Source organism: Mesorhizobium sp. B2-3-2, from assembly GCF_006442295.1.
In the GTDB taxonomy this organism is placed as follows: Bacteria; Pseudomonadota; Alphaproteobacteria; order Rhizobiales; family Rhizobiaceae; genus Mesorhizobium.
Window position 1 is genome coordinate 102,706 of sequence record NZ_VFWA01000002.1, and the last position, 25,183, is coordinate 127,888.

The following is a 25,183-nucleotide window of genomic DNA, read 5'->3' on the forward strand; positions in this document are numbered from 1 at the left end:
TAGTGAGTAGCGAATAGGGAGTAGCGAGTAGGGACCAGATACTAATCTGCGGCTTCGTGCTATTGCCACTACTCACTACTCACTACTCACTCCAGCCCATGCATCCCATCGCGCTTCTCGACTATGCCGGCGTTGCGGTCTTCGCGGCGACAGGTGCGCTTGCCGCGTCGCGCAAGCAGCTCGACATTATCGGCTTCCTTTTCCTGGCGTGCGTCACCGGCATCGGCGGCGGCACTCTTCGCGACGTCATCCTTAACCTGCCGGTTTTCTGGATCGCCAATTCCAGCTATGTGCTGATCTGCGCGGCGGTTGCGGTGCTGGTCTTTTTCAGCGCACACCGTGTCGAATCCCGCTGGAAGTGGCTGCTCTGGCTCGACGCCGTCGGGTTGGCCGCTTTTTCGGTGATGGGTGCGGCTAAGGGATTGGCCATTACCGGTTCGCCGGTCGTTTCCGTCGTCACCGGCGTGCTGACCGCTACATTCGGCGGCATCCTGCGCGACGTGCTGGCAGGGGAGCCTTCGGTGCTGCTGAGGCCGGAAATCTACGTCACGGCCGCTCTGGTTGGCGCGTCAATCTTCACATTGGGCGATGTCGCCGGACTGCCGCAGATCGTCCCAGGCTTGGCCGGTTTCGCCGCGGCATTCGCCGTGCGCGGCGGCGCGCTCAAATTCGGCTGGTCGTTTGCGTCCTACAAGAGCCGGCCCGGCAGACGGCCAGAGGATATTTCGTGAAGTAGGGAGTAGTCAGTAGGGAAATAGTCAGTAGGTGTGAATTATGGTGTCTTCACTACTCACTACTCACTACTCACTACTCACTATTGCTCACGCCGCGAAGCGTTGCGCTTCCCCGCCGTAATAATTGACGTAGCGGGCGCCGATCTCCTTGACCGGCATCACCACGAACACATCGACCGTCGAGAATTCACGATCGATGACGCAGCCGTCGCCGATGCGGGCGCCGACCCTGAGATAGCCCTTGACCAAGGGCGGCATAGCCGCGATCGCCGCCTTGGCATTGACCGCCTCGATCGGCATCAGATCCATGGAACAATAGCGCCCGGCGACGGCACGCACGTCCCAGGCCGAATTCGTGCGGCAGTGATGCGCCAGATAGGTGAGTGCCTCGGCATGGGCCGCCGGCACGGTGCCGTGGAAGGACGCACAGCCGGTCATCACGCCGATGCCATAGTGGTTGATATACGCCCAGATGCCTTGCCACAACGCCTCGATGGTGCGCTTCGAACGGTATTCCGGCAGGACGCAGGAGCGGCCGAGCTCGAGAAAGCGCTGCCCCGGGTGACGGGCGATGAGCTTGGTCAGCTCGAATTCGCCTTCGGAATAGAAGCCGCCGGCGGCGGCAGCGATCTCTTGCCGCAGCAGCCGGTAGGTGCCGACGATGCGGCGATGTTCGGGGCCGGAAAGCGAGGTATCGAAGACGAGCAGATGATCGCAGTGCGGATCAAAGCGGTCGGCATCACGGCGATCCTGCACCTGAAACAGGTTCTTCCTGGCGCCAAGCTCGTCATAGAATACCCGGTAGCGCACTTCCTGCGCGGCCGCGATCTCGGCCTCGTTGCGGGCCAGCCGCACTTCGAGGTTGCCGATACGGCCGAGCGCTGCGCCCTTTGTGACGGAATCGACGTTGCGCCCGGCAAGCAAGGCGCCGCCGGCGTTCGGCCGAGTGTCACATTCCGGCATAACTGTATGCACGAGTGATTCTCCTTCGAGCCATCCCTCTTGGCACGGGGATACGGTGTAGGTGCAACAGGATTGTGACAGTACCGTGATACGGCGTCGCGGGCAATACTTCGTCGGCTGGCGAATACGGTCAACCGGCTACCTTGTGCAGGGCAAGGTGGTGGCGCTCGGCAGGAGATCGATGGAAAAAAGGCTCAGGCGGCGACCTGCCCCTCGATGGCGTCGACCAGCGCATCGGGGTCGAGCGGCTTGGTGACGAAGCCGCTGGCGCCGTGGGCGAGCACGGCATGGCGGGTCTTTTCCTGGCTATCGGCCGACAGCACCATGATGGGTACGGGCGGCACGGCCGTCTCCTCCTCATGGCGGCGGATGGCGGCGATGGCGTCCATCCCATCCATCACCGGCATGTGCAGGTCCATCAGCACCACGTCGAAGCGGTGCTTGTGTCCGGCACCGGTAACGGCGTCGACCGCCGCCTTGCCGTTGCCGACAACCTTGACGCGATGACCGGCCTTCAGCAGCGTGGCGCGAGCGAGCATGGCGTTGATGTCATTGTCCTCGGCGATCAGCACCGACAGGCCATGCTGGCGGTCACCGGCGGCGCGAAGCGCCGGCGGGTGGGGCTTTTCCGGCCGTGTCGGGGCAAGCGCCGGCGCATGACTGCTCAGAAGCACACGCAAAAGTGTTCCGCCTCGCACCGGTCTGGCGAGGAAGGTCGCGTAGCCGCTGGCGCGGAACTCGCCGAGCATGCCGCGATCGGTCGGGGCGATCAGCGTGATGGCTTCGCAATCGGAAAAACCGCTTTGGCGCAGCCGCTTGAGCAGTCTTCCGTCGCCCTCTTCCATGGCCGCGTCGACCAGCAGCACGTCGCAACCGCCGGAGAACGATGCCGCCTGCGCCACGGTGGTGGCGATATCGACCGCGCCGCCATTGGCGCGGATGCTGCGGGCGATGGCGTCGGCTTCGACGATGTTTCTCGACAGGATCACCGCGCGCCTGCCCTGAAGTGCGTCCGTCCGGCCCGGCGGTGGCTCGCTCGCGGATATGGCCGGGATATCGAAGACGAATTCCGAACCCTGGCCCAGCCGGCTGGAGACGGAAATCGTGCCGCCCATGGCGGTCACCAGGCGCCTGGAGATGGCAAGACCGAGACCGGCTCCGCCATGCGCGCGCGTCGAGGTGCCGTCGGCCTGCTCGAACTCCTCGAAAATGCGCTCCATGTCCTCTTCACGCAGGCCTGGCCCGGTATCCGCGATGGTGAAGCATATGCGGTCGGTGGTTTCGGTGCGGGCGCGCGCGATGCTCACCAGCACGCCGCCGCTGTCGGTGAACTTGATGGCGTTGCCGATCAGGTTGAGCAGCACCTGCCTGACCCGGCCCGGATCGGCGGTGATCAATTGCGGCACGTCGGGCTCGACATGACAGCCGAGGCCGATATCCTTGGCGAATGCCCGCGCGGCCAGGAGCTCGACGATGTTGTCGGCGATCTCGCGCACGGACATTGGCTGCGGTTCGGGATCGAAGCGCCCCGCCTCGATCTTGGAATAATCGAGCAGGTCCTCGATGAGAGCCAACAGGGCGCTGGCCGAGGTCGAGATGGCGCCGACATAGGTCTGCTGCTCCGGCGACAGGCTGGTATCGGCCAACAGCCTGGCCATGCCCATGATGCCGTTCATCGGCGTGCGGATTTCATGGCTGACGGTGGCGAGGAAGCGCGATTTGGCCTGGCTCGCGTATTCAGCCCGCTCGCGCGCGGTGATCAGCGAGGATTCGGCACGTTTGCGGGCGGTGATGTCGCGGGCGATGGCGCGATGCGAGACGGCGCCGCTGTCCTTGTCGCGCACCGACAGTTCGATCCACGAGAACCAGCGCGAACCGCCGGGCGTGCGGATGGCGACGTCGGTGGAACTCAGGCATTCATGGTCGGAAAACGCGGCGTCGGGAACGATACCGACTTCGATGCCGAGTTCCGCCAGGGTCTTGCCGGCGAGGTCGCGCTGATCGATCTCGACCAGATCGGCGAACACCTTGTTGGCATAGACGATATGGCCGTCGCGGTCGCGATGGATGACGAGATCGCCAAGCGCGTCGATCAGGCCGCGAAAGCGCTCTTCGCTCTCCTGCATCTCCCACATGCGATCGGCCAGCGTCTCGATCTCGGCACGGCTGCGGGCCGTGGTTTCATCAAGCAGCGCGGCGGTGCGGTATTCGCTCCTTCTGGCGCGCAGGTGCAGGCCGAAGCCGGCAAGGCCGGTCCCCAGCAAAGCGAGGCTGATGAAGATCGGCGCGCCGGTCAGGTGGGTCAGCCCCGCCAGCACGATGATGGCGACCAAGGTCAGCAGCGGCAAGCCTTCGCGGCTGGCCAATCGCGGCTCATGTCGGGCCTGTTGCGGCTCAGGCGCCAGCGGCGGTGCGGCGACGAACCGCCGCGCCGACGCCGGCGGGGATACCGCATCGACGTCTTCGCCAGTCTCCGCTTCCTGGATGCCGGATTCCGCGACCATGCGAAAATCCTACCGGACAGAAATTATGGAAGCCTGCGGGGGATCGTTCGAATTTTAGCGGATAGGTTGTTTTACCCCGGCGAACTCACTGCATGTCGACGACGACGCGGCCGCGGATCTTGCCGTCGACGATGTCTCGCGCGGCGCCGATGATGTCGTCGAAGCCGATGGTCTTGGACAGCCTGGCGAGCTTGCGCAGATCCAGGTCGGCGCCGATGCGGCGCCAAGCCTCAAGCCGCACCGGTTTCGGCGCCATCACCGAATCGATGCCGAGCAGCGAAACGCCGCGCAGGATGAAAGGTGCCACGCTCGACGGCAGGTCCATGCCGCCCGCCAGGCCGCAGGCCGCGACGGCACCGCCATAGGAGGTCATAGAGAGCACATTGGCCAGTGTGTGGCTGCCGACGGAATCGATGCCGCCCGCCCAACGCTCCTTGGCGAGCGGCTTGGTCGGCTGGCTGAGTTCGTCGCGCGATATCACCTCCGCGGCGCCGAGATCGATGAGATACGGGCTTTCGGCATTGCGCCCGGTCGAGGCAATGACGTGATAGCCCAGGCTGGACAGGATGGAGACTGCGACCGAACCGACGCCGCCGGCCGCGCCCGTTACCACCACGGGCCCGCGATCGGGCACGATGCCGTGCCGCTCCAGTGCCATGACGCACAGCATGGCGGCATAGCCGGCGGTGCCGACCGCCATCGCATCATGCGGGCTGATGCCGTCGGGAAGCGGCACCAGCCAGTCGCCATTGACGCGGGCGCGCCCGGCATAGGCGCCAAAATGCGTCTCGCCGACGCCCCAGCCGTTCAGGATGACCTTGTCTCCCTTGCGCCAGTCGGGATGGGAAGAGGATAAGACCGTTCCCGCGAAATCGATGCCTGGCACTAAGGGCCAGCGGCGAATGACCGGCGCCTTGCCCGATATTGCGAGCCCATCCTTGTAGTTCACCGTCGTCGCCTCGACGGCGACGGTGACGTCACCCTCCATGAGATCGGCTTCGGTGAGGTCGGTCACCGCCACCGACTGCTTCTTTTCGGCGTCGCGCGAAACGAGGATGGCTTTGAAGGTTTCGGGCATTTTTCTCTCCTCGATCTATCGACGTTTGGACTCTGCTGCGGCGGCCGTGCCGGGTCAATCGTTCAGGCGTCGGGACCCTGGGGCTTGGGCTGGCGCCGCCAGCCGAAAACTTCGTCAAGGACGACCAGCGCGGCGCCGACCGAAATGAAGGCGTCGGCGAGATTGAACACGGCGAAGGACCAGACCGGAGTGTGGAACAGGATGTAGTCGATGACGTGGCCGTAGACGGCGCGGTCGATCAGATTGCCGAGCGCGCCACCGATGATCAGGGCAAAGCCGGTGCGGGCAACCACATGGCCCGCGGGCGTGTGCGTGGCCAGATAGAGCACGAAGGCGACGACGAGCACGGCGATGACCACCAGGCCGGTATCGCCGAAGGATGAGAACATCGAGAAGGCGATGCCAGTGTTGTAGGTGCGAAACAGCGCCAGGAAGGGCAGGAGATCGAGCTTTTCCTGAAAGGGAAGGCCGGTCTCGACCAAGTGTTTTATCCACTGGTCGAGCGCGATGGCCGCAACGACCAGCAGCGCATAGGGAGACCATGATTTCACGATCGGGCAACCCTCATTGTGGATCCACCATCGGGTCCAGTTTCAGCGCGCCGCGGCGGATCTCGAACAGCATGACGCCGGTGGCGACGGCAAGATTGAGCGAATCGGCACGGCCTGCCTGCGGAATCCTGAGCAGCCTGTCGCAACTCGCCGCCAGGCTTTCGGGCAGGCCTTGCTGTTCATTGCCCATCATCAGCAGCACCGGCCCCCGGGAAAAATCGACCGAGCGGTAGTCGACCGCGCCTTTGAGGTGCGTGCCGGCGACGAGACCCGAAAACCCGCCGCGCCAGGCGAGGAATGCCTCGGTCGTCGCCTTGGCCACCGGAACGGCGAAGATCGAGCCCATGGTGGCGCGCACCGTCTCCACCGAAAAGGGATCGGTGGTGTCTCCGACCAGGATCACGCCCTTGGCGCCGACGGCGTCCACCGTGCGGATGACGGTGCCGAGGTTGCCGGGATCGCGCACCCGGTCGAGCGCCACCCAGACATCGCCATTGTCGGCGCGGATATCCTTCAGCGCCAGGAGTTTCTGCGAGAAAACGCCGATCACCATTTGCGGATTGTCGCGGCGGGTTATGGCGACAAGCACTTTTTCCGAGACTTCGAGCACTGTGCCGCCTGATGCAACCGTGCGCGCAGCGACCTTCTCAACCGCCGCGTTGCCGCGTCCGGCCTTGGCGAAGACCAGGGTCCTGATCTGCCAGCCGAGGTCGAGCGCATCGATGACCAGCTTCAGTCCCTCGGCCATGAAGGCGTTCTGCTGGTCGCGGAATTTTTTCAAGGCCAGCGCCTTGATGTCCTTGACCAGCGGATTGGCGAGGCTGGTGACCTCTTTCACCTGCCCGACCGGACGGGCGCCGTCATATCCACTCATCAGGCCACCCAGCGCGAGAACAGCGAGGTCGACAGCGCGCGGCCCGCCGATTTTTCGCGGATGATCAATTCGCCCGATTCAACCCTGCCGCCCATGCCGGCAAAGGTGTCGCGCATGAGGGCATGGATGGCGAAGAAGGAGGCGCGGATCGAATAAGCAGTCAGCACCACGGCAAGCGGTTTCGGGGTCAGGATCGATCGGCAGAGATCGGTCAATGCCGGCAGGTCCTCGAACAACTGCCAGACCTCGCCCTTGGGGCCGCGGCCATAGGCGGGCGGATCGAACAGAACGATGTCATAGCGGCTGCCGCGGCGCTCCTCGCGCTCGGCGAATTTCACCGCGTCTTCGACGATCCAGCGGATCGGCTTGTTGCCAAGCCCGGCCATCTCCTGGTTTTCGCGGGCCCAGCCAATCGCTTTTTTCGAGGCATCGACATGCGTGACCTCGGCGCCGGCGCGCGCCGCCACCAGCGAGGCAAGGCCGGTATAACCGAACAGGTTGAGCACTTTGACCGGCCGCCTGGCCGCCGCAATCAGTCCGGCCATGTGATCCCAGTGCGAGGCCTGCTCGGGAAACACGCCCACGTGGCGAAACGAGGTGAAGCGGCCGAGATAATCGATGCCGTCGTGCTTCATCGGCCAGGTCTCGCCGAGCGGCGTCCCGGGGAAGCGCCAGCGACCAATGCCTTCCTCGTCGGTATCGCCGGTGAAGACAGCGTCGGCGCGGTCCCATTCCCTTGCCGGCAGCGCCTTCTGCCAGATCGCCTGGCCCTCTGGGCGGACGATCCGATAAGGACCGTATTGTTCGAGCTTTTGGCCGGCGCCGCTGTCGAGGAGCGCATAATCGGCATTGGGTGCCACTTCGAGGATCAGCGGAAGCTGTTCGGCCGGAAGAGCGCCGTCGCGGCGGGCCAGGATGCGGGGCGCCGACTTCGGTTCGGGGCGCTCGTCGGTGCCGGCGCCGGGCCGCTCATGCGGCCTGGTATCCGGCCTGGCCGTTCCACGACCTTCATGCGGACGCGCCTGTTGTGCACCGCTTTTCGCGGGCGGACGGCTGTCGCGGCGTTTGTCGCGAAAAGATTTCAAGCAGGAGCATCTCCGAGGCGTGGCCGCTTTTGACATAGGGCAACCGGCTTCGCAACCAAGTCCGCCGCTCAGGCGTCGCCTGGTCATGTCGGCTTGCGATGGACCAATGTCAAAGAAACAGGCAAATCTTCGATATGTCCCGCTCCGAACGCCTGCTCGACCTGATCCAGACATTGCGCCGGCACCGTATGCCGGTGAGCGGGCAGTCGCTCGCCGACGAACTCGGGATTTCGATTCGCACGCTTTACCGCGACATCGCGACGTTGCAAGGCCAGGGGGCGCCGATCGAGGGCGAGGCCGGGCTCGGCATGTGCTGAAGCCCGGCTTCATGTTGCCGCCGTTGATGTTCAGCGACGAGGAGATCGAGGCTGTCGTGCTCGGTTCGCGTTGGGTCGCCAAGCAACCGGATCCGCGACTTTCGGCAGCGGCCGTCAACGCGCTTGCCAAGATCGCGTCGGTGCTGCCGGATGATCTGCGCGAGGATCTCAACGCCACCGCACTGCTGGTCGGGCCGCCCGCCGCGACTGTCGAAAGCATCGATCTCGGCCTGGTGCGGCAGGCGATCCGCAACGAGCGCAAGCTGGACTTCTTCTATCGCGATGCCGGTGGCGCGGGCTCGCGGCGCGTGGTGTGGCCGTTCGCGCTTGGGTTCTTCGACAAGGTGCGGGTCGTGGTGGCGTGGTGCGAAATGCGGCAGGATTTCCGGCATTTTCGCACCGATCGCATAGCCGAGCTCAAGACGACGGGCCTGCGCTATCCGCGCCGCCGTCAGGCGCTGCTGAAGGAATGGCGGGCGACGCTCGACACTCCAGGGCGTTAGCGGTGTGTAAGCTGTCCAGGGCGCCTCCCACGACGGATACTGCCAGAATCTGACAGTGGCGCGCTTTATGTCTGTCCCGGTCCAAACCCTGGAGAACAGACATGGTCACCCCCAATTTCGTCATCCTCTACGTCGACCAGCCGCAGCGTAGCGGCGCCTTCTACAGCGCGCTGCTCGGCCGCGAGCCGGTCGAAAGCGCGCCGACTTTCGTGCTGTTCGTGCTCGACAACGGTTTCAAACTCGGTCTGTGGTCGAAGCATACGGTAGAACCGGCGGCGGCAGTGGCCGGTGGCGGCGCCGAGATCGTGTTTGCGCTGGATACGCCCGAAGCAGTCGACGCCGCCCATGCCGACTGGTCGGGGCGCGGGCTGAAGATCCTGCAGACGCCGACCGACATGGATTTCGGCCGCACCTTCGTTGCGCTCGATCCCGACAACCATCGCCTGCGGGTCTATTGGCTGTCGGACGGGCAGCAGGCCGACGGGGAGCAGGAATGAGCGCGTATTGGATCGCGGTGGCGTCGGCGCAGCACGTCCGGCGCGGCCGCGAGGGCGGCTTCATGCAGGTCAACCACGGCAAGGCGGCGCCGCTGCGGCGGGTCCAGCCCGGGGACGGCATTGTTTATTATTCGCCGACAACGATTTTGGGCGAGAAAGACGGGCTGCGGGCGTTCACGGCGATCGGCACGGTGCGGGAGGGAGAACCCTATCAAGGCGACATGGGCGGCGGCTTCACGCCCTTTCGCCGCGATGTCGACTGGGCGGCGGCCGGGGAAGCGCCGATCAAGCCATTGCTCGACAGGCTGGACTTCACGGCCGGCAAGCCGAATTGGGGGTATCAACTGCGCTTCGGCCTGTTCTCGGTAAGCGCGGCCGATTTCGCCGTAATCGCCGAAGCAATGGGCGCTAAGCCAGCCGAGACAGTAAACTAGGTCCTGAGCGCCTTGTAGACGGCAATGCCGGCGGCAAGGTCCTCGAGCGCGGCGCCGACCGACTTGAACAGCGTGATCTCGTCGGCGCTCCGGCGCCCTTGCTTCTGGCCGCGCGCCAGCTCGTGCAAGTCGGCTATGATGGCTTCCGGTTTCAGCACGCCCGAAGCGAGCGGTATGACGATGTCGCCCGCCTCCTTGGTGGCGCCGGCGCGGGTGTCGACATAGACGCGGGCGCGCCTTATCGCCTCGTCGTCGCTTTCGCGCATTGTCGGGGTGAAGCCGCCGACCATGTCGACATGGCTTCCCGGCTTCAGGCGGGCGCCCTTGATCAGCGGATCGGTCGCGATCGTCGCCGACGAGACGATGTCGGCCTGGCCGAGCTCGGCATCGAGGTCGGTTGCGGCACTTGCCGGCAAGCCGTCGGCGCGCAAAGCGGCCGCGACCTTCTCGGCATTGGCCAAGGTGCGGTTCCAGATGCGGATGGTCCTGATCGGCCGCACGGAGGAATGCGCCTTGGCGAGGAAGGGCGACAGCGCGCCGGCCCCGATCACCAGCAGCCGGGAAGCGTCTTCGCGCGCCAGATAGGATGCGGCGAGCGCCGAGGCGCAGGCCGTGCGCCATTGCGTCAGCCGCTGGCCGTCGATCAGAGCCTCCGGTTCGCCGGTGGCGCCGTTGAGCAGGAGATAGAGCCCCATCACCGCCGGTTTGCCGATGGCATTGTTGTCGGGCGAGACGGTAACGATCTTGACGCCGATATGCCCCCCGGCCGAGATGCCGGCTGCGTTGAAATCGGTCCAGGCCGGCATCAGCAGCAAGGTCGAGGGCGCACCGTCCGGCCGTTCGACCGTGTGATGGTGCCGGACGGGTTGCACCGCGCCGTCACGGAAAGCCACGCGTAGCGTCTCCACCAGCCCTGGGAACGTCAACGCCTGGTCGACCTCTGCGGCCGAAATGGTCAGCATGGGAAAACTCCGTGAAGAAAATCGCGGGCCCGAGAGGACCCACAGCGCCGTGCGGCGGTCAGTTGGTCGGCTTCGGCAGAACCGGTCCCTGCGGTGTCGACGGAGCGCGGCCGATCGCCTGGCGCAGGTTCTCGGCCTCGACGCCGCGCTGGCGCGCCAGCTTGCGGTAGCGTCCCTGCTTGACCCAGGTCGCCAGGCTGCCGACGACCATGCCGACGGCGAGGGCCAGGAACAGGAAGATGAACAGCGGCAAAGTGAGCGTCAGCGCCGGATTGCCGGGATTGAACGGATCCAGCGTGAAGGCGACGAGTTCGCGATTGGCGACGGCCAGCGCGATCAGGATGATCGCCAGGGGCACGAAGACCACGATGAGCATGAAGCGATTGAGCATGATGTTTTCCGTCGGAAACCGGCCTCCCGGGAAGGGCCGGTCTGGCGTCGCGCCTACTTTCCGCCATTCAGCCTTTCGCGCAGTTCCTTGCCGGTCTTGAAGAACGGCACCCATTTCTCCTCGACCTCGACGGATTCGCCGGTGCGCGGGTTGCGGCCGGTGCGGGCGGGGCGGTTCTTGACCGAAAAAGCACCGAAGCCCCGCAGTTCGACCCGGTTGCCTTCGGCGAGCGCGTCGGTGATCTCGTCGAAAATCGCGCCGACGATGTTTTCAACGTCGCGCAGGAAAAGATGCGGATTGCGCGTGGCAATAATCTGCACAAGTTCGGACTTGATCATCGGACGGGTCCCCTGAAATCAGTGCGGTCGAAATTATGAGGATGATTTTGTTTGCTTTTTCATCCACCCCAAACGGCATCTCAAGGGTGCCAGACGGAAACGAGACCGTCAAGAAACAAGCGGTCGGCGCCAAGTTCATGGATGATATCGCCGCTGTAGTCCGGCAGGCCGAGCGCGCCGGCGATCGTTCTCACCACCGCTTTGGACAACAGGAAGCCGCCGCGCCGCTCCGTGTTCTTCCATTCGACCACGTTGAGTTTCGAGTCGACGCCCTTGGTCGCCAGCCAGTCGATCGCCTCGGTCTCGCCGCCAACAGCGTCGATCAGGCCGTTGGCGACCCCTTGGCGACCGGTGAAGATCGATCCGTCGGCGAGCGCCAGCGCTTGCTCGCGGGTCATCTTGCGGCGTTCGGCGACGATGCCGACGAACCAGTCGTAGCTGTCGAGGATGAGCTTGCGGACCATGGCGCGCTCGTCGTCGTTGGTCGGCTTGAAAGGCGAGGGCGAGGCCTTGAGCGGCGAGGATTTCACTTCCTCCAGCTTGACGCCGAGCTTGTCCATCAGGCCGCTGACATCAGGATACTGGATCAGCACGCCGATCGAGCCGACGATCGAGGTCTTGCGGGCGACGATGTGATCGGTGGCGCTCGCGATCATGTAGCCGGCCGACGCGGCGAGCGTGCCGACCTCGGCCGCGACAGGCTTGTCGGCGGCGAGCTTGCGCACCTCCTCATAGATCGATTCACCGCCGACCGTCGTGCCGCCGGGGGAATCGATGGCAAGGATCACGCCTTTTACTCTTGACGATTTGCGGATGGTTTCCAGCCGCTTGATCAACTCGTCGTCCTCGGTGATGGTGCCTTCGATCCTGACCTTGGCGATATGATCGACGGCCGAGCCGCTGAAATCATCGCGATAGAACCAGGCCGAGATCGCAATGATGCCGAGCGCAACGATGGCGATGGCCGCAACGCGCCAGAAAGTCAGCTTACGCCGCAAGCGGCGGCGGTCGATCAGGTCGTCGGCTCTCAATGCCATGGTCAGCCTCACGGTCGATGGAAAGAGATGCTTTTAGACCATGACGTCCCGGTCTGGAAGCAATTCCGTCTGCGCATGACGCGGCAATCCGCGCGCGGCGCACGCGAGGCAAGTGCGCGTCAGCGTCCGCCAAGACGTCGGCTTCGTGATTGGTCCGTGAAACGAACGGCAGGTAAAGGGGAGAGCCGGCGGTAACGAAAAATGTACGCTAGACGTCTATTTCTGCTATGAAGCAGGGCTGTCGGTGTCGATCCGTTCTGATCTGCACGGCCGTAACTGTCACATTTTCGCGGTTTTCGTCGGCTTGTGCTTGCTTGAAAGCGCCGACGTCCCACCTATAGGCGGTGTTGCCCGGCGGGCAGGGATTTTTAGAAGAAAGCAGTTATGTTAGCGCGAACGAGTGAAGCGAGCAGCACCGAGACGGAGTTGGCTCCACCGGCGGACGGCCCGGCGAGGGGGGACGCGTTCGATCGCGCACGGCGGCATTCGCGCCGCGTGCGCGTGCTCAAATTCGCCGTGCCGGTGCTGGCGGCGTTGATCGCCATCGCCTTCCCGGTCTATTCCTACCTCGCCGCACCGGTGTCCGTCGCGGTCCAGGCGGAAGGCACCGCCTTTTCCAACGGCAAGCTGGTAATGGCCAACCCCAAGCTCAACGGCTTCACCAAGCAGAAATTGCCCTATTCCATGACGGCATTGCGCGCCATACAGGACGTCAGCACGCAAGGCATCATCGAACTTGACGGCATCGACGCCAAGGTGCCGATCGCGGCCGACAATGTCGCTGCGATCAAAGCCACGCATGGTACCTACGATCGCGAAGGCAATACGATGCACCTGACCAGCGACGTCACGATCGCCACGACCGACGGCCTTCAGGCCAGGTTCAAATCGGTCTTCCTCGACATGGGCAAAGGCACTATGAAGACGGATGATCCCGTGGACGTTAGCCGTGACGGGTCGCAGATCACCGCGAATTCCTTGTCGGTGCAGGACAATGGCAAGGTTCTGGTGTTCGAGAACAAAGTGCGCGTCAATATCGATCCCGCCAATCTGAAGGCGGCAGAGGCAAAGGGCGAAGAAGCGAATGTGGCTCATTAGTTCGACACGGGTTGCCGCCGCAGCTTCGGCGCTGCTTTTGCTGGGGCTTGCGCCGGCGCTGGCGCAATCCAGCGCCGAGAGCGCGTCCGGGCTCAAACTATCGGGGGACAAGCCCATCCAGATCGAGAGCGACAAACTGGAGGTCCGGCAGGCGGACAACGTCGCCGTGTTCACCGGCAACGTCACGGTCGTGCAGGGTCCGACCCTGCTCAAGTCCGGCAAGATGATGGTCTACTACGTCAAGGACCCGAACGCGGCCGCAAAGGGGACGGAAGCAGCGGGAGCGGCGATGACCGGCTCCGCCAACATCGACCACCTTGAAGTCAGCGGAAAAGTTTACATCAAGTCGAATGACCAGATCGCGACCGGCGACAATGGCACCTTCGACATGAAGACGCAGGTGCTGGTCCTGTCCGGCAAGGAAGTGGTGCTGTCGCAAGGCCCCAATGTCCTCAAGGGCTGCAAGCTCACCGTGCAGATGAAGACCGGCCTCGCCAATGTCGACGGCTGCGGCGGACGTGTCATCATGTCGATGACGCCACCGCCGAAATCGGGAGCGACGAACCCCTGATGGCCAGCCTGTCGTCGCTGACGGCGCGTCTTCCGGGGCGGGCCGCTGGCAAGGTTTCGGCTCCGGCCACGGTCACCGCCGATAAGGCGAAGTTCAAGGGAACCTTGATCGCCAAGGGCCTGACCAAGAGCTACAAGGGTCGCAAGGTGGTCAGCGGCGTCACGCTCGGGGTGCGTGCCGGCGAGGCCGTCGGGCTGCTCGGTCCCAACGGCGCCGGCAAGACCACCTGTTTCTACATGGTCACCGGCCTGGTGCCGGTGGACGAGGGCACGATCGAGATAGACGGCTTCGATGTCACCTCCATGCCGATGTACCGGCGTGCGCGTCTGGGCATCGGCTATCTGCCGCAGGAGGCCTCGATCTTCCGCGGCCTCAGCGTCGAGCAGAACATTCGCGCCGTGCTGGAAGTGGTCGAAAAGAGCCGCAAGGAGCGCGAGCGCAGCCTCGACGAACTGCTCGAGGAGTTCCACATCAGCCATCTGCGCAAGGCGCCCTCTATGTCGCTTTCCGGCGGCGAACGTCGGCGCCTGGAGATCGCGCGTGCGCTGGCCACGCGCCCGGCCTACATGCTGCTCGACGAGCCTTTCGCCGGTATCGACCCGATCGCCGTTGCCGACATCCAGCAATTGGTGCGTCATCTGACGGCGCGCGGCATCGGCGTGCTCATCACCGATCACAATGTGCGCGAGACGCTCGGCCTGATCGACCGTGCCTACATCATCCATGCCGGCCAGGTGCTCACTCACGGCCGGGCCGACGAGGTGGTCGCAAATCCCGATGTGCGGCGGCTCTATCTGGGCGAGGGATTCACGCTTTGAGCGTGAAATTTGTTTCCTGACGCGATTTTTTGCCTGTCAGGGGCCGTTTTCTCGCGATTTTGCTCCGGGATAACGCTCCGGTAAGCGGGTTTTGCTAGCGTTTGCCTTGACAAGCAAAAGCCGGGCCAGTTTCTATCGGTTCGCGAAATTCCTTCCGGCAGTCCGGATGCAGACGAGGCGTTTGAAACCGAACCATGGCGTTGGCGGCGAAACTACAGCTACGACAGTCGCAGTCGCTGGTGATGACGCCGCAGCTGATGCAGTCGATCCGGCTGCTGCAGTTCACCCATGCCGAACTCGAGCACTTCATCGACGAGGAGATCGAGCGCAATCCGTTGCTGGAGCGCGCCGAGCCGCAGGACGATGCCGCCGGCGACCAGGTGCCGAGGACCGAGGCGGCACCGGAAACGACCACCGACGGCGACTGGTTCGAGACCGAAGCGGGATGGAGCGCCGAGGCGATCTCGGAAAAGCTCGACACTTCGCTGGAGAATCTGTTCCCGGACGACCCGGGCACCAGCGAGCGGCTCGGACCAGACCTCACGGCGCAGTGGAAATCGGCGACCGGCAATGGCAGCACTTCCTCGTCCGATGGCTTCGACGCCGGCGATATGGCGGCGACCGCGATCACGCTGCGCGATCATGTCAGCGAGCAGATCGCGCTCGCCTTCGCCGATCCGGCGGCGCGCCTGATCGCCGGCGAACTCGCAGACGGCCTCGACGAGACCGGCTATATGCGCGCGGATACGGCAGAGATAGCCTCGCGCCTTGGTAGCAGCGCCGACGCCGTGGCCAAGGTGCTGTCGGTGTGCCAGAGCTTCGAGCCGGCCGGCCTGTTCGCGCGCGACCTTGCTGAATGTCTGTCGCTGCAACTTGCCGTGCGCGACAGGCTCGATCCGGCGATGAAGGCGCTGATTGCCAACCTCGAACTCCTGGCGCGCCGCGATTTCCACACGCTGAAGCGGATCTGCGGCGTCGACGAGGAGGACTTGCTCGACATGCTGGCCGAGATCCGGGCGCTCGATCCGCGGCCGGGCATGGCATTTTCGGGCGGCGCCAGCGACGCCGTCATTGCCGATGTCGAGGTGCGCGCGGCCAATGACGGCAGTTGGACTGTCGAACTCAACGCCGAAACGCTGCCGCGCGTGCTGGTCGACCACGTCTATTTCGCCCAGGTTTCGCCGCACGCCAAGAACCAGGCCGAAAAGGATTTCCTGGCCGAGTGCCTGCAGAACGCCAATTGGCTGACGCGAAGCCTCGATCAGCGGGCAAAGACCATTCTCAAGGTCGCATCGGAGATCGTGCGCCAGCAGGATGCCTTCCTCGTCCATGGCGTGCGCCAGCTGAAGCCGCTCAACCTGCGCACGGTGGCCGACGCGATAGGCATGCACGAATCGACCGTCAGCCGGGTTACCGCGAACAAGTACATGCTGACGCCGCGCGGCGTGTTCGAACTGCGCTATTTCTTCACCGCCTCGATAGCCGCGTCGGGCGGCGGCGAGGCGCATTCGTCGGAAGCGGTGCGCGACCGCATCAAGCAATTGATCGACGAGGAAAAAACCGTCGACGTCCTGTCCGACGACGCGATCGTCGACATGTTGCGCGAAAGCGGCGTCGACATCGCCAGACGCACGGTCGCCAAATACAGGGAAGGCATGAATATCCCGTCCTCGGTGCAGCGCCGGCGCGAGAAGCGGGCCCTTGCCAGCGCCGGGCGCTAGGTTCGGCGATTTTCCACAGCGTTCGCGCTTCATTGACAAGCTGCGGTGAAGTGGCTAGAAGCCCGCCCGCATGAGACGGGCTCGACGCCCGCTAGCGGATGGTCCGTCACGACAATGGCCTAGGGATGGTCAAGAAGGCGGCTTGTGATCAACCGGAAAGTTTGGATTTAAATCGGCGCGAGTGACGCCGCAAAGCTTGTGCGCACGGACCACGAGTATAAACTCCGGCCAGTTTGAAGCCTGAGCAAGGAAGGTCAGTTTTCAGATGAATCTGCGCATATCGGGAAAACACATGGATATCGGCGATGCGTTCCGTACGCGCATCAACGATCGTGTCGGCGAGGCGATTGGCAAATATTTCGACCGCGGCTTTGCCGGACATGTCACCGTCATCAAATCGGGCTCGCGCTATTCGGCGGATTGCATGATCCGGTTGGATTCCGGCGCTTCGCTGCAGGCGACCGGCGATGCCCAGGACCCGACGCTGGCTTTCGAGGCCGCGGCGGATCGTCTGGAAACCCGGCTTCGGCGCTACAAGCGCCGGCTGAAATCGCACAATTCGGGCAATGGCGAGCTCACCGATATCGCCTACACGGTGATGGCGCCGCTTGCCGATGACGACGAGGACATTCCGGAGGATTTTGCGCCGGCCATCGTCGCCGAATCGACCATGACGCTGAAGACCATGTCGGTGGCGTCGGCGGTCATCGAACTCGACACCAAGGACAGTCCGGTCTTCGTCTTCCGCAACGCCGGAAACGATCACGTCAACATCGTCTATCGCCGGCCGGATGGGAACATCGGCTGGATCGACCCGTCCACGACCAAGGTCGCACAGGTGACGACCGAGGTCGCACAGGGATAAAACCGGCCGCACGAGGGGTGGGGACTGGTGACGGCAGGCGAACAAGGGATTTTCAAGCATGGATCTGAGCGATCTCATCAACGTTCCGGCGATATTGCCGGCGTTGAAGGCGAACTCCAAGAAGCAGCTTCTGCAATTGCTGTCGGAGAGGGCGGCCGCGATATCAGGCATTCCGGAGCGGGAGGTGTTCGACACCATCCTGCAGCGCGAGCGGCTCGGCTCGACCGGAGTCGGCAACGGCATCGCCATTCCGCACGGCAAGCTGGCCGGCGTGAAGCGCATCGCCGGCGTGTTCGCCCGCCTGGAGACGCCGGTCGATTTCGAGGCGCTCGACGACCAGCCGGTCGATCTGGTGTTCCTGTTGCTGGCCCCTGAAGGGGCCGGCGCCGATCATCTGAAGGCGCTGTCGCGCATCGCGCGGGTGCTGCGCGATGCCGATACGGTGGCCAAGATCAGAGGAACGCGCGACGCCGTGGCGATCCACGCGCTTTTGTCGGACACCCAGGCCTCGCACGCGGCCTGACGTTTTCTGGATGAACGATGGTCGAGGGCCGCCACGGGCGGCCCCGTTCGTTTTCAGCGGGAAATCGTGTTAATGAATGGCGACCGTGGTCAGGTCGTTTTCCATGGCGCCGGCCAGCGCGCGGTCGCGCGCATCCGAAAGCAGGATCGGCTGGCCATTGGCGGCAAACAGCGCCCACAATTCCATGCCGGGCGCGATTTCGCCAATGCCCGGGAAGCGGCCGAGCAGTTCCTCGCTCGTGACCTTGCGCAGATAAGCGACAGAGCCCTCGCCGAGATGGGCGAATTCACCGCTGGTCATGGTGGGATTTTGGGTAGGATTTCGGTCAGTTCTGGTCATTTCAAGCCTCCTTGCCGCGAGACGCCGCCCTGGTCCTGGGCAGTAGGCCATCCCGCATGAGAGCCATCGGCAAAGATCAGTCTTTCACCGATATGTTTATTTTCCGTACCAGCCGCTCGGCTTCGGGCCGATCGAGATCGATCGACAAAAGGCCGTTCTTCAGCTCCGCCGCGATCACCCGCATGCCATCGGCCAGCACGAAACAGCGCTGGAATTGGCGTGCGGCGATGCCGCGATGAAGAAATTCGCGCTCGGTATCGTCGGTCTGACGACCGCGCACGACCAACTGGTTTTCCTCCGTGGTGACATCGAGATCGCTTTCGGCGAAACCGGCGACAGCGAGCGTGATGCGCAGCCTTTCGGCCTTGCCGTCGGCGCCGCTGAGCCGCTCGATGTTGTAAGGAGGATAGCTGTCGCCGGACTTCGCCAAGCGCTCCAGCGTCTTTTCCATGGCGTCGAAACCCAGGAGAAGCGGGCTGGAGAAAGGCGTCATTCGGCTCATGTTACATTGTCCTCTCAAGAGCGACATAAACTGGAAAAACCCAGATGGCATTTTTCCCGATGCTCTTGATATGGTCCGCCCCACGACCAAGTTCAAGCCATCAAAACACCCGCCCAAAAAGACCACGTCGTGGACTCACAAGAATGATCGACATGGCGCTTGAAACGGCAGTGAGATGCAAGGAGAAGCGCTGCGCCGGGATTCGTCCCCCGGGCGGAGCGGTTCGGCAGCTCAAGGCCGGTTCGGTGCGTTTCGCATGCTCGCTCGGACGCATGAGCTCATGGCCAAACAAGGAATTGAAATGCCCCAGACACGCAAGATCATCATCGACACGGATCCTGGCCAGGACGATGCCGTCGCCATATTGCTGGCGCTTGGCAGCCCCGAACTGGAGATCGTCGGCATATCAGCCGTAGCCGGCAACGTGCCGCTGAAGCTTACCGAGAAGAACGCCCGCAAGATCTGCGAACTGGCCGGCCGACCCGACATAAAGGTCTATGCCGGCGCCGTCCGTCCCCTGGCGCGTGAACTGGTTACGGCCGAGGCGGTGCATGGCCAAACCGGCCTCAACGGGCCGCAATTGCCCGAACCGACGATGAAGCTGCAGGATAAGTACGCCGTCGATTTCATCGTCGAGACGCTGATGAAGGAAGAGAGCGGCAGCATCACCCTGTGCGCTCTCGGGCCGCTCACCAATATCGCGCTGGCGCTGATCCGCGAGCCCAGGATCGCGCCGCGCATCAAGGAAATCATCCTGATGGGCGGTGGTTTCTTCGAAGGCGGCAATGTCACGCCGGCGGCCGAATTCAACATTTATGTCGATCCGCACGCGGCCGAGGTGGTGTTGAAATCCGGCATTCCGATCGTGCTGATGCCGCTCGACGTCACCCACAAGGCGCTGACCACCGCCAAGCGCACCCAGGCCTTTCGCAAGCTCGGCACCAAGGTCGGTACCGCAACGGCCGAGATGCTGGAGTTTTTCGAGCGTTTCGACGAGGAGAAATACGGCACCGATGGCGGGCCGCTGCATGACCCCTGCGTCATCGCCTACCTGTTGAAACCGGAGCTGTTCAAAGGCCGCAACTGCAATGTCAGCGTGGAAACCAGCTCGGAACTGACCATGGGCATGACCGTGATCGACTGGTGGGGCGTCACCAAGCGGGAAAAGAACGCCAAGGTGATGGGCGACATCGACCATGACGGCTTCTTCGCGCTGCTGGTGGAAAGGCTGGGGCGGCTTTAGATTCGCCTCCTTACCTTCTCCCCTTGCGGGAGAAGGCGGCCTCGCAAAGCGAGGTCGGATGAAGGTGTTCCAGGGAACGCCAAACTCCGTCACACATCCTCAACCGGCTCGGCGCTGCGCACCGATCCACCTTCCCCCACAAGGGGGGAAGGAAAGGCGGCGGTGCTCACTTCGACCGCGAAAACGCCAGCCACAGGCCGCCGCCGACCATGAAGCTGCCGCTGATCCTGGACAGGAGCTTGACGCGGCGGGCGGACAGGATGCGACCGGCGCGGCCGGCGGCCAGCGCATAAGTCGAATCCGACATGGCGGCGAAGATCATGGCGGTGAGGCCCATGACGACGATCTGCAGCGAATAATTGCCTTGCGGCGCGATGAATTGCGGAAAGAAGGCGCCGAAGAAGATCAGCGTCTTCGGGTTGCTGAGCGCCACCAGCAGGCCCTGCAGGAAAAACCCGCCGCGCGGCTTCCGCGCTGTTCCGTCGGCGTTCAGCTCGCCCTTGGACCGGAACATCTGGACGCCCATCCAGATCAGGTAGGCGGCACCGATCAGCCGCACCCATTCGAACCAGTGCCCCATGCCCGATATCAGCGTGTTGAGGCCGATGCCGACGATGGCGATCATGACCGCCAGGCCGGCCTGCGTGCCGGCGACATTGGCCAGGCCGGCGCGGGAGCCATGGCGGATGCTGTTGGCGATGATCAGCGTGACCGTCGGCCCAGGCACCAGGATGATGACGACGCAAGCGAGGACATAGGCGGCATAGAGTTCCAGCGACATGATTTTCCCTCGGGCAGAATGCCGCCTGCGCGGCGTCCTACAATCAATGCATGACGACGATGCCGGTGCAAGCCGGCACATGAAGCCGCGACACCGCAACGAACCGGCTCAGGCTCCGGGCGGCCACGGCAGCGTCGCTTCATAGGCCGCCGCCGCCTTCAGCACGGCCATGTCGCCGCGCGGCCTGCCGATCAGTTGCATGCCCATCGGCCGGCCTTTGGCGTCGAAGCCGACCGGCACGCTAACGGCCGGACAGCCGCCCATGGTGGCGAGCGCCGAAACCTGCATCCAGCGGTGATAGCTGTCCATCGGCCGGCCGGCGACCTCGCGCGGCCAATGGGTGCCGGCGTCGAACGGAAAGACCTGCGCGGTCGGCAATGCAATGAGGTCGAAGCGGTCGAACAGCGACAGCAGCGTCCGATGCCAGGAGGTGCGGACGACCGAGGCGGCGCGTATCCGGGGCGCTGTCAGGAGTTGCGCGTTCTCCACCTCCCAAACGGCTTCGGGCTTCAACAGGGCGCGCCTGGCGGGGTCGTCATAATGCACTTTCAGCGCGCAGCCGCTGCTTGCCTGGCGCAACGTCACGAAAGCCTGCCACAAGGCCTCGAAATCGAAGTCCGGCACCAGTGCCTCGGCCTTGAAGGACGCCTCCTCGAAGCGCTCGAGCGCGGCCTGGCAGAGCTCGAGGATGCCGGGCTCCATGGGCAAATGCCCGCCCAGATCGCCGAGCCAGGCGACACGGCCGCCTTTGGCGGGCATCCGCAGGCCTTCGAGGAAGGAGCCTTGTTTCTCATAGGACAAGGGCGCGTGCGGATGATAGCCCGCCTGCACGTCGAGCAGCAGCGCCATGTCGCCGACATTGCGCCCCATCGGCCCATCGACGCCCATCTGGGCATGAAAGGCCTCGACGTCCGGGCCGCCGGGGACGAGCCCCTGCGATGGCCGGAAGCCATAGACATTGTTCCAGGCGGCTGGATTGCGCAACGAGCCGCCGAAGTCGCTGCCATCGGCGACGGGCACCATGTCCAGCGCCAGTGCCACTGCGGCGCCGCCGCTCGAGCCGCCGGCGCTCAAAGCTGGATCAAACGCGTTCAGCGTCGGGCCGAACACGGGATTGTAGGTGTTGGAGCCGAGGCCGAATTCGGGAACGTTGGTCTTGCCGATGATGATGGCGCCAGCCTTGCGCATGCGCTCGACGAAGAAATCGTCCTCCTGGGGCACGAAATCGGCGAAGATCGGCGAGCCGAAGGAAGTGCGCAGGCCGCGGGTCATTGCGAGATCCTTGACCGCGATCGGCAGGCCGAAGAGCGCACCGGCCCGGTCCGGACGGGCATCGGCTGTGTCGGCCTCGCGCAGGATATCGCTACGATCGCGCAAGGAAACGACGGCGTTGACGAGCGGATTGACGGTTTCGATGCGGTCGAGGAATGCCGTCACCACCTCACGGACCGAAAGTTTCCTTTGCCGGATCGCGTCGGTCAGTTCGACGGCGGACAGGCGGCATATGTCGCCGGCCGGTGGCGCGGCATGCTTCGTCTGGGGGCGCATTCTGGTCGTCTCAGCGGGATTTCAGGAGTGCCTGGTCGACATCGGCGGCCAACGGGATGGCCGGCTGGGCGCCCGGCTTCAGGCATGCCAGCGAGCCGGCCGCGCCGGCCCGGGCGAGCGCCTGCTCGAGGGGCAGGCCCGACGACAGGCCGGCGGCGAAATAGCCGCAAAAGGTGTCGCCTGCACCAACCGTATCGACCGGGGCGATCTTCAATGCGGGAACCGTCAGGGAATCGGTCGGCGTCGCCGCCATCACGCCGTCGCCGCCGAGCGTGACGACGATGGTGCGGCCGGTTTTCCCGGCAAAGTCGCCCATCCGTGCCGCGCGGTCGCGCCCGCTCAGCGACAGCACCTCGCCATAGAGGTCGAACTCGGTCTCATTGGCGACGACATAGTCGGCCTTGCCGAGCAAGCCGGCTGCGTCGCGATGGAAGGGCGCGGTGTTGAGCACGGTGACGGCGCCGGCCGCGCTTGCCTGATCGAGCGCGGCTTCGACGGTCGCGAGCGGGATCTCGTGTTGCAGGAGCACGACATCGCCCTTTTTCAGAAAGGTCTTGGAGAGGTCTCCGGGCACCACGGAAGCATTGGCACCCGGCACCACGGCGATGATGTTCTCGCCATCGTCGCCGACCATGATCAGCGCGGTGCCGGTCGAGGCAAAAGTTTCGCCCACGCCAGACAAATCCACCCTGGCCTGGCGCAGCAGGGCCAGGGCCTCGACGGCGAAATTATCCTTGCCGACGGCTCCCACCATACGCACCTTGGCGCCGGCGCGCGCGGCGGCCAACGCCTGGTTGGCGCCCTTGCCGCCGGGCGCGGTGGCGAAACCGGAGCCGCTCACCGTCTCGCCAGGGCTCGGCAAGCGGTCGACATTGGCGATAAGGTCGAGATTGATCGAGCCGACGACGATGATCAAGGAATGCCTCCTCATGAATGAGCGGGAAGCTATCCTGTAAGATCGTTGCTTTCCAGTGCATGTCGATATGGCAAGCGCCGTGGCGCCGCACTGTGCGAGTCAGCGGGCGTCGTCGTATTCGGCATGACAATGCCGGCGGCAGGTTCGCCGGCGTTCCCGATTTCAAGAGGTGACCTGTCCAGCCTCCCAGCCCAGAATGGCGCGCTTGCGGGTCAGGCCCCAGTGGTAGCCGGTGAGGTCGCCGGACTTGCCGATGGCGCGGTGGCAAGGCACCACGAAGGAGAGCGGGTTGGCGCCGTTGGCGGCGCCGACGGCGCGGCTGGCGCTTGGCGCGCCGATGCTGGCGGCAATTGAGGAATAGGTGCGAGCCTTGCCCATCGGAATCTGGAGCAAGGCCTCCCAGACGCGAACCTGGAAGTCGGTGCCGATCATCACGACATGCAGCGGCTGGTCCGGGCGCCACAGCGTCGGGTCGAAGATACGCGCGGCGTAGGGACCGGTCGCGGCCATGTCCTCGACATAGACGGCATTCGGCCAGCGGCTGGACATATCGGCGAAAGCGGCGCGTTCCTCGCCCGGATCGCTGAAGGCGAGGCCTGCAAGCCCGCGGTCGGTGGCCATGATCAGGGCGGTGCCGAATGGCGAGGTATGATAGCCGTAGCGGATGGTGAGCCCGGCGCCGCGCGTCTTGTAATCGCCCGGCGACATCGCCTCATGGGTGACGAACAGGTCGTGCAGCCGGCCGGGGCCGGACATGCCGAGCTCGAACGAGGTTTCGAGCAGCGGCATGCCGGAATCGAGCAGCCTGCGGGCATGGTCCAGCGTCACCGCCTGCAGGAATGCCTTGGGCGACAGGCCTGCCCAGCGTGTGAACAGCTTCTGCAGGCCGGTCGGCGTCTCGCCGACCTCCTCTGCAAGCTCCTCGAGAGAAGGCTGATCGCGATAGTCGAGGCTGATCTTCTCGATGGCGCGGCGCACGATTTCGTAGTCGTTGCCTTCGGGCGTGATGTCCTTCTTGAGGACTGCTGTCTGTGTGCTCATGGGACTTCTCCTTGAGCCGGAATATCAGCCCTTGGGGCGCCGATCGCCACCCGAAACTTGCCTTCTTGCGCCGCATACCCAGATAAACTCTGGTTTTGAGCCCAGGAGTCGCCATGGCGGGCGAAAAGGTAAATCTCGCCGGAGCGAAAGAAACCTTGCTGATGACGCTCTACGGCAAGGCGCTGGAAAGCCGGATGCCCCATTCGCTGCTTGGGGATCGTTTCGCCGACGAGGCGGTGCGCAAGATCGACTATGATTTCTCAAGGCTCAAGGTCGACAAAAATCTCGGCATCGGCCTGGCGATCAGGGCAAAGACGCTGGACGTCCGCGTCGAGGAGTTTCTGGCCAGAAATCCTGGGGCCATCGTGCTGCATCTGGGGTGCGGGCTCGACACGCGCATCTTCCGGGTCGGTCCGCCACCAGGCGTTGACTGGTTCGATGTCGACTATCCGGAAGTCATTGAACTCAGGCGCAAGCTATACCCGCCGCGCGACCGCTACCGCCTCATCGCTTCGTCGGTAACTGAACCGGACTGGCTGGTTGAAGTGCCCCGCAACCGACCGGCCATCGTGGTGGCGGAGGGGCTGACGCCCTATCTCCCGGCCGAGGAAGGATTCCGCCTGTTCTCGCGCCTGGTCATACATCTTGCCGGCGGCGACCTGATTTTCGACGCTTACAGCGGTTTCGGCCTGAAGCTGCTGCGCCTCAATCCGGCCGTCAAGGCGACAGGCGCCGAGGTTCACTGGGCGATCGAGGATCCGCACGAACTGGAACTGGCTGTCCCGAAGCTGCGATTCATCGAAGACATTCCGGCCTATAGACCTGAACATGCCGCCCGCATGGGCTGGTCCGCGCAGCTGTTCGTTCGGCTTTGGAAACACATTCCCGCACTGCGCAAGATCGGCAGGCTTTTGCGCTATCGCTTCTAAGTCGTCGTACCACTTGTTCG

General features: G+C 64.1%; 27 protein-coding genes and 1 pseudogene. 12 read left to right on the top strand and 16 right to left on the bottom strand.

Going from position 1 to position 25,183, the window contains the following annotated elements:
* Positions 1-98 precede the first annotated feature (98 nt).
* Positions 99-731 (top strand): trimeric intracellular cation channel family protein, encoded by a 633-nt coding sequence (locus FJ964_RS05705; RefSeq protein ID WP_140549493.1) that lies wholly within the window; start codon positions 99-101, stop codon positions 729-731.
* Positions 732-821: 90 nt separating this feature from the next.
* Here FJ964_RS05705 and FJ964_RS05710 read toward each other — a convergent pair whose 3' ends face one another.
* From FJ964_RS05710 to FJ964_RS05735, 6 genes are all read right to left on the bottom strand, one after another.
* A complete protein-coding gene (locus FJ964_RS05710) occupies positions 822-1,709 on the bottom strand; it encodes a GNAT family N-acetyltransferase (RefSeq protein WP_140549494.1) in 888 nt (295 codons plus the stop codon).
* A gap of 182 nt (positions 1,710-1,891) precedes the next feature.
* A complete protein-coding gene (locus FJ964_RS05715; protein ID WP_140549495.1) occupies positions 1,892-4,201 on the bottom strand; it encodes a PAS domain-containing hybrid sensor histidine kinase/response regulator in 2,310 nt (769 codons plus the stop codon).
* Positions 4,202-4,286: 85 nt separating this feature from the next.
* Positions 4,287-5,279 (bottom strand): MDR family oxidoreductase, encoded by a 993-nt coding sequence (locus tag FJ964_RS05720; RefSeq protein ID WP_140549496.1) that lies wholly within the window; start codon positions 5,277-5,279, stop codon positions 4,287-4,289.
* Positions 5,280-5,341: 62 nt separating this feature from the next.
* Positions 5,342-5,830, bottom strand: a complete 489-nt coding sequence (lspA, locus tag FJ964_RS05725) for a signal peptidase II (protein ID WP_140549497.1) — start codon at positions 5,828-5,830, stop codon at positions 5,342-5,344.
* Positions 5,831-5,843: 13 nt separating this feature from the next.
* Entirely contained in the window at positions 5,844-6,704 is an 861-nt protein-coding gene (locus tag FJ964_RS05730) for an RNA methyltransferase (RefSeq protein WP_140549498.1), read from the bottom strand.
* Positions 6,704-7,789, bottom strand: a complete 1,086-nt coding sequence (locus tag FJ964_RS05735; protein WP_140549499.1) for a class I SAM-dependent rRNA methyltransferase — start codon at positions 7,787-7,789, stop codon at positions 6,704-6,706. The genes FJ964_RS05730 and FJ964_RS05735 overlap by 1 nt, the downstream gene beginning before the upstream one ends.
* A 134-nt stretch (positions 7,790-7,923) precedes the next feature.
* Between FJ964_RS05735 and FJ964_RS05740 the strand changes: the two are divergent.
* From FJ964_RS05740 to FJ964_RS05750, 3 genes and pseudogenes are all read left to right on the top strand, one after another.
* Positions 7,924-8,609 (top strand): annotated as a pseudogene (locus tag FJ964_RS05740) (YafY family protein).
* 101 nt (positions 8,610-8,710) lie between these two features.
* Positions 8,711-9,106, top strand: coding sequence for a VOC family protein (locus FJ964_RS05745; RefSeq protein WP_140549500.1), 396 nt, complete (start codon positions 8,711-8,713; stop codon positions 9,104-9,106).
* Positions 9,103-9,540, top strand: coding sequence for an EVE domain-containing protein (locus FJ964_RS05750; RefSeq protein ID WP_140549501.1), 438 nt, complete (start codon positions 9,103-9,105; stop codon positions 9,538-9,540). The genes FJ964_RS05745 and FJ964_RS05750 overlap by 4 nt, the downstream gene beginning before the upstream one ends.
* On the opposite strand, the gene FJ964_RS05755 is transcribed toward FJ964_RS05750, so the two are convergent.
* From FJ964_RS05755 to sppA, 4 genes are all read right to left on the bottom strand, one after another.
* The gene (locus tag FJ964_RS05755) at positions 9,537-10,502 is read right to left on the bottom strand and encodes an ornithine cyclodeaminase family protein (RefSeq protein WP_140549502.1); all 966 of its coding nucleotides are present in this window, start codon (positions 10,500-10,502) and stop codon (positions 9,537-9,539) included. The genes FJ964_RS05750 and FJ964_RS05755 overlap by 4 nt on opposite strands.
* Before the next feature lie 58 nt (positions 10,503-10,560).
* Positions 10,561-10,893 (bottom strand): DUF1049 domain-containing protein, encoded by a 333-nt coding sequence (locus FJ964_RS05760; RefSeq protein WP_140549503.1) that lies wholly within the window; start codon positions 10,891-10,893, stop codon positions 10,561-10,563.
* Between the two features lie 53 nt (positions 10,894-10,946).
* Complete coding sequence (locus tag FJ964_RS05765) at positions 10,947-11,231, bottom strand: integration host factor subunit beta (RefSeq protein WP_006200394.1); 285 nt, start codon at positions 11,229-11,231, stop codon at positions 10,947-10,949.
* An 80-nt stretch (positions 11,232-11,311) separates the two neighbouring features.
* Positions 11,312-12,268, bottom strand: coding sequence for a signal peptide peptidase SppA (sppA, locus tag FJ964_RS05770; RefSeq protein ID WP_140549504.1), 957 nt, complete (start codon positions 12,266-12,268; stop codon positions 11,312-11,314).
* A 384-nt stretch (positions 12,269-12,652) separates the two neighbouring features.
* Here sppA and lptC point away from each other — a divergent pair, with 384 nt between their 5' ends.
* The 6 genes from lptC (at position 12,653) to ptsN (ending at position 17,864) form a co-directional block, all read left to right on the top strand.
* On the top strand, positions 12,653-13,366 hold the full coding sequence (lptC, locus tag FJ964_RS05775) for an LPS export ABC transporter periplasmic protein LptC (protein ID WP_140500206.1): 714 nt from the start codon (positions 12,653-12,655) through the stop codon (positions 13,364-13,366).
* Positions 13,353-13,937 carry an LptA/OstA family protein gene (locus FJ964_RS05780; RefSeq protein WP_140549505.1) on the top strand — a complete coding sequence of 195 codons (585 nt, stop codon included), beginning with the start codon at positions 13,353-13,355 and terminating at the stop codon, positions 13,935-13,937. Before lptC ends, FJ964_RS05780 begins: the two co-directional genes overlap by 14 nt.
* The gene (gene lptB, locus FJ964_RS05785; RefSeq protein ID WP_140500202.1) at positions 13,937-14,755 is read left to right on the top strand and encodes an LPS export ABC transporter ATP-binding protein; all 819 of its coding nucleotides are present in this window, start codon (positions 13,937-13,939) and stop codon (positions 14,753-14,755) included. Before FJ964_RS05780 ends, lptB begins: the two co-directional genes overlap by 1 nt.
* A gap of 194 nt (positions 14,756-14,949) precedes the next feature.
* Complete coding sequence (gene rpoN, locus FJ964_RS05790) at positions 14,950-16,476, top strand: RNA polymerase factor sigma-54 (protein WP_140549506.1); 1,527 nt, start codon at positions 14,950-14,952, stop codon at positions 16,474-16,476.
* 265 nt (positions 16,477-16,741) lie between these two features.
* A complete protein-coding gene (gene raiA, locus FJ964_RS05795) occupies positions 16,742-17,341 on the top strand; it encodes a ribosome-associated translation inhibitor RaiA (RefSeq protein WP_140549507.1) in 600 nt (199 codons plus the stop codon).
* A gap of 58 nt (positions 17,342-17,399) precedes the next feature.
* Entirely contained in the window at positions 17,400-17,864 is a 465-nt protein-coding gene (gene ptsN, locus FJ964_RS05800; protein WP_135898701.1) for a PTS IIA-like nitrogen regulatory protein PtsN, read from the top strand.
* A gap of 69 nt (positions 17,865-17,933) precedes the next feature.
* Here the strand turns inward: ptsN and FJ964_RS05805 are convergent, their stop codons facing one another.
* Together FJ964_RS05805 and FJ964_RS05810 are read right to left on the bottom strand one after the other, a co-directional pair.
* Positions 17,934-18,203 carry a DUF1150 family protein gene (locus tag FJ964_RS05805; RefSeq protein WP_140549508.1) on the bottom strand — a complete coding sequence of 90 codons (270 nt, stop codon included), beginning with the start codon at positions 18,201-18,203 and terminating at the stop codon, positions 17,934-17,936.
* 76 nt (positions 18,204-18,279) lie between these two features.
* Entirely contained in the window at positions 18,280-18,705 is a 426-nt protein-coding gene (locus FJ964_RS05810; RefSeq protein ID WP_137932813.1) for an Hsp20 family protein, read from the bottom strand.
* A gap of 301 nt (positions 18,706-19,006) precedes the next feature.
* Between FJ964_RS05810 and FJ964_RS05815 the strand changes: the two genes are divergently transcribed.
* Positions 19,007-19,948, top strand: coding sequence for a nucleoside hydrolase (locus tag FJ964_RS05815; protein WP_140549509.1), 942 nt, complete (start codon positions 19,007-19,009; stop codon positions 19,946-19,948).
* A 166-nt stretch (positions 19,949-20,114) separates the two neighbouring features.
* On the opposite strand, the gene FJ964_RS05820 is transcribed toward FJ964_RS05815, so the two are convergent.
* The 4 genes from FJ964_RS05820 to FJ964_RS05835 all read right to left on the bottom strand — a co-directional run bounded on the left by FJ964_RS05820 (position 20,115) and on the right by FJ964_RS05835 (position 24,234).
* The gene (locus tag FJ964_RS05820; protein ID WP_140549510.1) at positions 20,115-20,729 is read right to left on the bottom strand and encodes a LysE family translocator; all 615 of its coding nucleotides are present in this window, start codon (positions 20,727-20,729) and stop codon (positions 20,115-20,117) included.
* Positions 20,730-20,837: 108 nt separating this feature from the next.
* Positions 20,838-22,277: an amidase gene (locus FJ964_RS05825; protein ID WP_140549511.1), complete on the bottom strand. Its 1,440-nt coding sequence runs from the start codon at positions 22,275-22,277 to the stop codon at positions 20,838-20,840.
* A 10-nt stretch (positions 22,278-22,287) separates the two neighbouring features.
* On the bottom strand, positions 22,288-23,193 hold the full coding sequence (locus tag FJ964_RS05830; protein WP_140549512.1) for a ribokinase: 906 nt from the start codon (positions 23,191-23,193) through the stop codon (positions 22,288-22,290).
* A 162-nt stretch (positions 23,194-23,355) separates the two neighbouring features.
* Positions 23,356-24,234, bottom strand: a complete 879-nt coding sequence (locus FJ964_RS05835; RefSeq protein WP_140549513.1) for a bifunctional helix-turn-helix domain-containing protein/methylated-DNA--[protein]-cysteine S-methyltransferase — start codon at positions 24,232-24,234, stop codon at positions 23,356-23,358.
* A gap of 113 nt (positions 24,235-24,347) precedes the next feature.
* Here FJ964_RS05835 and FJ964_RS05840 point away from each other — a divergent pair, with 113 nt between their 5' ends.
* Positions 24,348-25,163, top strand: coding sequence for a class I SAM-dependent methyltransferase (locus FJ964_RS05840; RefSeq protein WP_140549514.1), 816 nt, complete (start codon positions 24,348-24,350; stop codon positions 25,161-25,163).
* Positions 25,164-25,183 lie beyond the last annotated feature (20 nt).